The organism is uncultured Helcococcus sp. (assembly GCF_946998255.1).
In the GTDB taxonomy this organism is placed as follows: Bacteria; Bacillota; Clostridia; order Tissierellales; family Peptoniphilaceae; genus Helcococcus.
This window is the reverse complement of record NZ_CAMPYN010000043.1, coordinates 1-9,486: the sequence shown is the minus strand read 5'-3', so window position 1 is coordinate 9,486 and position 9,486 is coordinate 1. Positions and strand designations below refer to the sequence as shown.

The window sequence follows — 9,486 nt, the reverse complement described above, 5'->3', positions numbered from 1 at the left end:
CTTCTTTTAGCTGATTCTGTATATATTCTTTTATTTTCTTTTCATTACGTCCTACTGTGTCTACATAATATCCTCGACACGAGAAATTTCTATTTCCATATTTATATTTTAAGCTCGCATGTATGTCAAATATTATTAAGGAACTTTTACCTTTCAGGTATCCCATTATTTGTGATACACTGTATTTTGGTGGTATCTCAACAAGCATGTGAACATGATCAGGACATAATTCAGCTTCTATTATTTTTATTCCTTTTCGTGAGCATAGTTCTCTAAGTATACTTCCTATATCTTTTCTTAATTTACCATATATTATTTGTCTTCTATATTTTGGTGCAAATACTATATGGTACTTACATCTCCATTTAGTATGTTATAAACTATTCTTATCCAGAACATCCTCCTTTTCTAATTGTGCATGTGATTATCACAATTATACATCAAGGAGGATTTTTTGGTGCTTGAAGCTAAAGCTTTATGACCTCCACCTGCATAGCAGGTGGTTTTTTGTTTCGTTCACTTACGTTCACTCAACTCACTAAAGTGACAATATATGATTAAAGCATCTACATGTGTAGATGCTTTAATTTTAGTTATCTTCTCTTTTATATTGTATAGGGTTTGCATTACCTTTTTTAGAATAAGTATCAGGAATCCTCTTATTGATGAAACGATTTCTTATTTCAGAGTCAGCTACTTCTCCCTCGAAGTAAACTCTACCTTCTATTGCTTCAGAATTAAACCAGTTTTCCACTTCATAAACTTCTCTAACTACTCCGTTAATTACAGCGAAAACATATGGATAATCAAGAGCTTTTTCTTTATTTATTTTCCAGTGCTTTCTAACAGCTTCATAAATAGTTCCTTGGTCCTGTATTGTTTCATTTTTTATTTTAATAATTATATAGTTAATGCCTTCAACCTCTTCATACTCTTCCAAACATAACTCTCTTTCAAGTACTTCAGCACTATTAACACCTCTATCTGAATAATGACCATTCTGTATATTTGTTAATACTAAATATGTGTCAATTAAAGCTGATTCAACTTCAAAAGCTTCTTTTTCAGTTAAACCATATCTACATATTAAATGTATTACTTCTAAACCAGACGATCTTATATCTCTTATGGTTTTTATTTTTTCATCAATAGCGTCTTCTTCGTATACCTCTGTATAATCCTCTCCATCATAATCTGATAAAGCATCTTTTACATGAGCAAACACTCTATTCCCTTTACCCTTACCTACATAGAATGTATTTCCATTTCTAGGATCAATAAGTCTATATACATAGTATCCTAATTTCTCTATAACCTCAGGTGAAAATTTATCCATAATAATCCTTTCTTATTAATTTATTATTTATAATATAACATATAGAGAATATGAAAACAATAACATTAGTATAATTATAATTTATACTAAATTTTAAAATATTATAATTATAACTTGAATTAATAAAACATTATAAAGTTAGTTTATTTATATCTTTATGTTTTAATAATATTAAATTATGTTATATATTATTTTTACTTATTATATAATTTAGACTATAATTGAATTAATAATATATATTCAAAATAAGTATATTATTGATACAAATATGATAATCAGAAATTTTGGAGGTAAACATTGAATAAAAAATTAAGTATTTTATTTTTATCTGTTATTATGTTATTAGTTGGTTGTGGTAAGAAAACAAAAATAGAGGCTGATGAATACAAACATTACTTTGCTACTGTTGGTGGAAGAATAGAGCTTAAAAATGTTACTGTCAAATCAAATGGTAAAGGAACTGTTAATTTCGATTGGGTTCTCAGAAGAGATGACGGAGAAGCTTGGTCATTTTTAGGATCTGGTATAACCGCATATGCTACTCAAGATGGAGATGATTCTATAATGGTAGGAGTTGATTATGAGCGTCACAATTATAGAACTAAAATTGAAAAAAATGAAAAGATTGATTTAGAATATGAAGTTCAGAATATTGACTTAAATAAACCTATAATTCTACATTTTCTCCCATTGGAAGGTGAAGAATGGAGATTGACTATTAATATTAACGATAAGAGTATTCAAGAAGAAATAATTGATAGAGATTAGAATAAACTAACTAATTTTATTAAAGTGATAAAATAGCTATAGATTGAAATATGTCTATAGCTATTCTTTATATATTAATATAACCAAAACCCCAAAGGAGGTCCCCATGCAAATAACCTCAACAAACAACTTAAGCAACAATCAAATAAAATCCATCGAAAAACTTCTAAAAAAAGTCCACACATTCGACCACACCTACAGGGACCCATATCTTGCTAGTGACTACAACTTTGACAAGGACATGCCTGCATTCTTCCTGGCATATAATGAGTCTGATGATTTGATAGGTCTATTGGCTACCTATGCTGATAGCAAGGATGTGGAAATCCAATTAAAGATTGATCCGTCCTATAGAAGACAAGGACTTGCTAATCGCCTCTACCAAACATTCTTACAAGAAACTAAGGAATATAAGTTAAATACAGTTTCTTTTGTAACAGAAGAAGTCTTTTTGGATAAGAATCCTGACTTACTTGAAAATCTAAATCTAACAAGGTATGAATCAGAAGAGTATCAATTATCAAGAAAATACAAGCAGGAAGATTTGGATGATTCCTGGGATTATTCTGACTTAATCTTTGAAAAGGCTTCTTTAAAAGATGTAGATGAGCTGACTCAATTGACGCATGAAGCCTTTGATTCTGATATAGAGGTAGCTGAAAGATACAATATAGCGAGTATTGAATCGGATACGGTGGACATATATGTCCTTAGAAATGACAAGGATATAATCTCTAGGGTATCGGTTGACTTTGCATCTGATGTAAACTATATGTATAGTGTGGCAACTAAAAAAGAATATTTAAGACAAGGCTATGCCTACAAGCTACTTGCAAAAACTATAAAAACATTTGAAGATATAAATACCAAAGACTTCCAAATAGCTGTAGATGCTGAAAATACCAAGGCGAAAAATCTCTATGAAAAACTTGGATTTAAGGTAGATACAAAAATCCTTTACTTGGATGCTAGGGATATGAATGAAGTGTTTTAGATAAAAGGAGAAAAAATGAAAAAGAAATATTGTGCAGAACAAGTCCCAATTTTTAGACACTTGGATGAAGAAAACCTAAAGAAAATTGATGCTATCTTGACCCATAGAGAATTTGAAAAGGGTGAAAACATTTTTTCTCCAGTAAATCAAATTGGCATGTTTGTAATAGAAAAAGGAAAGGTTAAAGAATACCAGCTGACAAATTCAGGAAAAGAGCAACTATTAAGAGTCCTACAGGCTGGAGATGTGGTAGGTCAAAACACCCTATTCTCTGATGAAATACAGGACACTTATGTGGATGCCCTTGAAAAAACTTCTATCTGCCTAGTCAAAAAAGATGACTTCAAAAACATCATGATGGAAAATCCAACAATAGCTATAAACTTACTAAAAGAATTTAGCGATAAATTGGTTGAGACTGAAAAGCAATCCTTAAGCAATGCCTATGAAGATGTAAATACCAGAATAGCTTCCTATCTTTTAAACATTTACCATAGCAGCAACCAAGAAGAATTTGACCTAGACCTATCTTCTAAGGAATTAGCTAACTATTTGGCCACTAGCCCAGAAACTATTTCAAGAAAATTAAAGGAATTTGAAGACTTGGGCTATATAGAAAAGACCAATAGGAAGATAAAAATATTGGATGTTGAAAAATTAAATGAATATATCGACAATTAAATAAAAAACTTGATCTAGCTCAAGGAAATAGATTCTCCTCTGTCTTATAGTGTATATAGGCTAAAAAGTAAAGGAGATTTTTATGTATAGGAAAAAGAACAAAGACTTATTTGAAAAATTAGATTTTTATCTACCTATAGTTAAAAAAGTACATGGAAAAGACCATGATGAAATATTTGAAGTAGATAGGATATATAATTCTATAAAAGAAAATTTAGATAATTCAAACCATGAAAAATTAGAGGACGATTTTGTTAATCTACGAAAAATAACAAATGACTACACCATTCCACAAGACACTTGCGAAACTTATGAAGCTGTATATAAAATGTTAAAAAAGATTGATGAAGAACTAATGGTGTAATATGAACAGACTTATATTTAAAAACAAAAACAAAATAATGGTCTTAAGTGCCATCCTCATATTCGCAGGATTGGTATCCAGTTATATATTTGATAATGCTTATTTAAAGGATACATTCTTCCTTATAGCTTCAATCATAGCCCTGCTACCCATCCTAATGCAGGCCATCGGATCTATAAAAATAAAAGTAATAAGCATAGATGTCTTGGTAAGTATAGCTGTAATAGCCGCATTGATTATAAAAAATTATGAAGAATCTGGCATAGTGACCTTTCTATTTATATTTGGATCATATCTAGAACAAAAAACTCTAAATAATACAAGGTCCGCCATTAAGAGTTTAATAGAAATGTCACCCAAAACAGCTATAAGGATAAATAGCGATGGCGACCATGAAGAAGTCGATATAGACGACTTAAATATAGACGATGATATCTTGGTCAAAACCGGCTCTCAAGTACCTGTTGATGGAAGTGTAAGCTCTGGTGTCGGATATATGAATGAAGCAAGCATAACTGGTGAATCTATGCTAATAAAAAAGGAAAAAGGCGATGAGGTTTTTTCTGGGTCTATCTTAGAAAATGGTACCGTTAGAATAGTAGCAGAAAAAATCGGAGAAGATACAACCTTTGGTAAGATAATCGAATTGCTTGAAGAAGCCCAAGATTCTAAATCAGCAACCGAAAAATTTATAAATAGTTTTTCTAAGTACTACACTCCCTTAGTTCTTTTGCTAGCCTTTCTAGTCTATATATTTACTAAAGATATAGAACTTGCAATAACAATCTTGGTCTTAGGTTGTCCTGGGGCTTTGGTAATAGGAGTACCAGTATCAAATGTTGCAGGTATCGGTAATGGAGCTAAAAATGTAATACTTTTTAAGACTAGTGAGGTGATCAAAGACTTTAGCAAAATCGATACAGTAATATTTGATAAAACAGGAACCATTACTAAGGGTCACCCTGAAGTAATTGACCATATATTTTACACAGATGAAAAGTCTGAAAATATCAGCATGCTCTTGAGTGTAGAAAGAGAATCAGACCATCCCCTAGCCAAGGCAATCATAGAAAAATATGAAAACCATTCCTATTATGAAACAGATGGTACGGAAGTTGTAGAAGGAAAAGGAATCATTGCTAAAGTTTTAGATAAGAAGGTAATTGTTGGAAATCTTTCCTTAATAGAAAAAGAAAATATTGAACTATCAGACAAGCAAAAAAATGATATAGACAAATATTTAAACCAAGCCTATTCTATCATCTTGATGGCTTATGATGATAAACTGCAAAGTTTGATTTTAATCAGAGATAAAATAAAAGAAGAAGCTAAAGATACTATTGAAGACCTCAAAAAAGAAGGTATTAAAGATTTAATAATGCTATCTGGAGATAATCAAAAGACTGTTGATATTGTATGTGATGAAATAGGTCTGACAAAGGGCTATGGAGGATTTTTACCTCAAGACAAATCTAAATATGTAAAAAAACTTATAGACAATGGTCACACAGTCGCCTTTATAGGTGATGGTATAAATGACAGTCCATCCTTGTCTCTAGCCAATGTAGGTATTTCCATGGGAAATGGTACTGACATTGCCATCGAAACATCAGATATAGTCTTGATGAATTCTGATATTAGAAAAATACAATATGCCCACAAACTATCAAAAAAAATTCATGCAAATATGATCCAAAATATATTTATAGCGGTATTTGTAGTATTCTTTCTACTATACTCCCTATTATTCAATAATTGGTTGAATATGTCCTTAGGAATGCTAATCCACGAAGCAAGTATATTTTTAGTTATATTGAATGGTATGAGATTGATTAGAAATAATAAAAATAAAGGAGAATAAAATGAAAAAATTAAATATGCAATTAGAAACATTAACCTGCCCATCATGTCTTGAAAAAATAGAAAAGGGTGTGAAAAGTTTGGAAGGTGTTGATAAGGACAGTGTAAAAGTATTATTTAACTCAGCTAAGGTTAAATTAAACTTTGATGAGAATGTCTTAGACTCTAAAGAAGTTGAAAATAAGATAAGGTCTTTAGGATATGATGTCTTATCTATAAAGATATCTTAATTAAATGATTGCTTAACCTCAAAGTTCACCAATGAATTTTGAGGTTATTTATTATTTAAACTATTTTTAACATTGGCCTACAAGTATTCTTCCTTATACTTTGATATAATTATCTAAAGATTATAAATTATGGGAGGAAGAATGAAATTAATCGGTATTGATTTAGACGGCACGCTTTTGAATTCACAAAAAGAAATTAGCAAAGAAAATGTTGAAGCCTTGAGGTCTATAGCAAATGATGATGACTATTTTGTATTTATCTGTTCAGGTAGGCCTGCCTTTAATATAAAAGAATTACTTGATAAATATGATCTTGATATAGCCTATGTTGGGTCAAATGGTGGTCTTGCTTACAAGGGTGAAGAGCTCATATTTGAGCTTCCTTTTACAAAGGACCAGGCTAAAAATATATATGAAACTATTAAAGACCAACCATTTTTAACATATAACAAGAATAGTAGGTTTGGTGAAAAAGACCATGTTGATAGGTTAGAAAAATTGTTTCAAAGTTCTGCACATGTTTTAACTGAAGAAGAATTTAACTCTTTTGAAAATTACAAAAAGAATGTTCTAGCAGATCATTTAAAAGAGATCGATGATTTCCATGCAATGTTTGATGAAGAAGATTTTGATATCTTTAAGTTTTTCATGTACCTACCAATTTATGAAATCAAGCTAGAAATCCAAGAAAAACTATCAAAGCTAGATGGGGTTTATGCTACAGAATCTGAAAGAACAAATCTGGAGATTGTTCCAGCACATGTAAATAAGGGAATGGTATTTAAACACTTGGAAGATTACTTGCAATTAGATGATTCAGTAAGAATAGCTATCGGTGACAGCTTAAACGACTTAGAAATGTTTGAAATGGCTGACTATGGTTTTGCTATGGAAAATTCATATCAAGAAATTAAAGATCTAGCTACCCACCATGTTGCAAACAATGATGAACATGGGGTTGCAGAGGCTATAGAGATAATAAAGAGTTTGTAGTTGCTTACAGAAAAGCCAAAGTCTAGGAAAAATCTCCTAGACTTTGGCTATGTTTAACTATTCTTTTAGAATATTTAAACTAATGTCTAAATATAAAAAGCTCCAGAAATATAGACCAGAGCTTCTATTTCTAATCCAATCTAAACTATTCATTTTTATAAAAATATCCCCATATACACAGGTAAATATAATATATCTCCAACCACCCTTAAATCTTTAGTATGTAGCACTATTTTCTTTGATATTCTACTATTATATTTCAGACTGAATCTATCTAATGATTTATGAACTCTGTAATTAGAAGATTTTACCTCGATTGGAGCAATTTTGCTTCCATCAGAAAGTATAAAGTCTATTTCAAAATTTCTTTTTTGTTTTTTATCATAATAAGTATGATAATAAAGATTATGACCTTTTGTTGCCAACATTTGAGCTACTGCATTTTCAAAAACAATTCCTAAGTTTGCGGGCAATTTATCAGATAATAACTTCTTATAAATACTATTCTCTGTAAACTCTTTATCCTTAAACATCATTGTAATCATTAACCCCGTATCAGAATTGTATAATCTAAAGTTTTTCTTATTATACATACTTGAAAGTCCAACACTAGGATCCAACACATTATAAGAAGGCAGGACAGTTTTAGAGGCGATAAGTTCTATCAACTCATCTGAAATAGTATCTCTTCTATCATTTGGTAAAACACTTGATATTTGATAACTTTTGGTATGTTTATTAAGCTCACTAGGAATAGCATCATATAAAGAAGAAATTTTACCTTTATTGTCTATCTTATAAAAATCTTTTTCATACAAATCTATTATATTTCTTTTAACTTGATCTACTTTTTCTAAATTATTAGATTCCAAATACTCAATAATTGCTTGTGGCATTCCACCAATAATCAAATATAATCTAAATTTTCTCAATATTTCTCTATTAATCTTTTCTCCTAATGGTTTCTTTTCATTGTAAAATTTTTTTAAGATTTCAACAGTAGAAACATCTCCAATAGCCCATAAAAATTCTTCAAAATCCATGGGATACATATTAATTCTTCGTTCTTCGCTAGGTATTAATATATCTTTAATATTTTTATTAATTGAAATTAGTGAACCCGTCTCTATATAATCATACCTACCATCTGCCACTAATTTCTTTATGGATTGTCTAGCCAACGGATTAAATTGTACTTCATCAAAAATTATCAACGAATTTCTTTCCACTAAATTAACACCAAAAAACAATTGCAATTGCATAAAAAAATAATCTAAATCATTTATGTTCTTAAATAAATCATGTATTTCTTCAGATGCAAAAGCGAAATCTATTAAAATGTAGCTATCATATTCTTTTTTCGCAAACTCTTCCACAATTGTAGACTTTCCGATACGTCTCGCACCCTCTACTAAAAGAGCAGTCTTACCTTTATCATTTTTCTTCCAATCAACTAATTTCGAATAAATTTTTCTTTTTAACATATTTCACCTCAAATCCGCAATTTATTATACTCATTTTATCACAAACCCGCAATTAATATATACCTATTTTACTACAAATCCGCATTATATTTTGAGTTAACTTACTACTAATCCGCCATATAATATTTTGATATTTCTAATTGAGTATTTGTTTATACATATATACTATTATTTTATAGAAATATGCCAACCAGCATTTTCATGCTATTTTCAACACTTTCTTTCTATTTTAAAATTTTATGTTGTATTTAAAAAATGAGACAACACATTTGATTTCTTACTAAAATATGTGTTGTCTCTAAATTTTTATTCAATACATTATACCATTACTTTCAAAATGTGCTGTCTTTAAATAATCGTTTTTATAGCTCTCAACAAAGACCAAAAAGTGACTACTATTCATATCCTCGCAAGTAAAAATATTGCTCGCAATGTTTTTACTCCCATTCACATCTCATTCTAAAAATGCTCCCTACTCGGTCGAATTTTTATTCATTCAATGACGAAGGGCAGAACGTTTATTTAAGTATTATTTTTCTTTCTTTGAAAATTACTTCGTAATTTTCAATCCCATTCAGCGACAAAATAAAAAAATGCTCCCTACTCGGTCGCATTATTTTTATTTTGCTACAGAAGGGCCAGACATCGACTCGCACTTCACTTTGTTCGTGCTTGTCGTGTCATGACGTAAAATTGTGACTTGTCACAATTTTACTCCCATTCTTCTTTTCCAAACGTCCGATATATCCCAAACCATTCAAAATACAAGATTCTAT

At 30.1% G+C, this 9,486-nt stretch carries 10 protein-coding genes; 7 read left to right on the top strand and 3 right to left on the bottom strand.

Annotated elements, in window-relative coordinates; genetic code table 11:
- Together tnpA and Q0U66_RS04515 are read right to left on the bottom strand one after the other, a co-directional pair.
- The coding region (tnpA, locus tag Q0U66_RS04520; RefSeq protein WP_297377892.1) for an IS200/IS605 family transposase at positions 1–346 on the bottom strand (346 nt) is incomplete at its 3' end.
- 243 nt (positions 347–589) lie between these two features.
- Positions 590–1,336, bottom strand: coding sequence for a hypothetical protein (locus Q0U66_RS04515; protein WP_297377888.1), 747 nt, complete (start codon positions 1,334–1,336; stop codon positions 590–592).
- Positions 1,337–1,672: 336 nt separating this feature from the next.
- Between Q0U66_RS04515 and Q0U66_RS04510 the strand changes: the two genes are divergently transcribed.
- The 7 genes from Q0U66_RS04510 (at position 1,673) to Q0U66_RS04480 (ending at position 7,226) form a co-directional block, all read left to right on the top strand.
- On the top strand, positions 1,673–2,104 hold the full coding sequence (locus Q0U66_RS04510) for a hypothetical protein (RefSeq protein WP_297377885.1): 432 nt from the start codon (positions 1,673–1,675) through the stop codon (positions 2,102–2,104).
- A 106-nt stretch (positions 2,105–2,210) separates the two neighbouring features.
- The gene (locus tag Q0U66_RS04505; protein WP_297377883.1) at positions 2,211–3,098 is read left to right on the top strand and encodes a GNAT family N-acetyltransferase; all 888 of its coding nucleotides are present in this window, start codon (positions 2,211–2,213) and stop codon (positions 3,096–3,098) included.
- A gap of 15 nt (positions 3,099–3,113) precedes the next feature.
- The gene (locus tag Q0U66_RS04500) at positions 3,114–3,779 is read left to right on the top strand and encodes a Crp/Fnr family transcriptional regulator (protein ID WP_297377880.1); all 666 of its coding nucleotides are present in this window, start codon (positions 3,114–3,116) and stop codon (positions 3,777–3,779) included.
- 82 nt (positions 3,780–3,861) lie between these two features.
- A complete protein-coding gene (locus Q0U66_RS04495; protein WP_297377878.1) occupies positions 3,862–4,143 on the top strand; it encodes an iron-sulfur cluster repair di-iron protein, ric in 282 nt (93 codons plus the stop codon).
- A gap of 1 nt (position 4,144) precedes the next feature.
- Entirely contained in the window at positions 4,145–6,004 is a 1,860-nt protein-coding gene (locus Q0U66_RS04490; protein WP_297377877.1) for a heavy metal translocating P-type ATPase, read from the top strand.
- A gap of 1 nt (position 6,005) precedes the next feature.
- Positions 6,006–6,233 carry a heavy-metal-associated domain-containing protein gene (locus Q0U66_RS04485; RefSeq protein ID WP_297377876.1) on the top strand — a complete coding sequence of 76 codons (228 nt, stop codon included), beginning with the start codon at positions 6,006–6,008 and terminating at the stop codon, positions 6,231–6,233.
- Between the two features lie 141 nt (positions 6,234–6,374).
- Positions 6,375–7,226 (top strand): Cof-type HAD-IIB family hydrolase, encoded by an 852-nt coding sequence (locus tag Q0U66_RS04480; protein WP_297377875.1) that lies wholly within the window; start codon positions 6,375–6,377, stop codon positions 7,224–7,226.
- Positions 7,227–7,381: 155 nt separating this feature from the next.
- Here Q0U66_RS04480 and Q0U66_RS04475 read toward each other — a convergent pair whose 3' ends face one another.
- Positions 7,382–8,710 (bottom strand): AAA family ATPase, encoded by a 1,329-nt coding sequence (locus Q0U66_RS04475; protein WP_297377872.1) that lies wholly within the window; start codon positions 8,708–8,710, stop codon positions 7,382–7,384.
- Between the last annotated feature and the right edge of the window lie 776 nt (positions 8,711–9,486).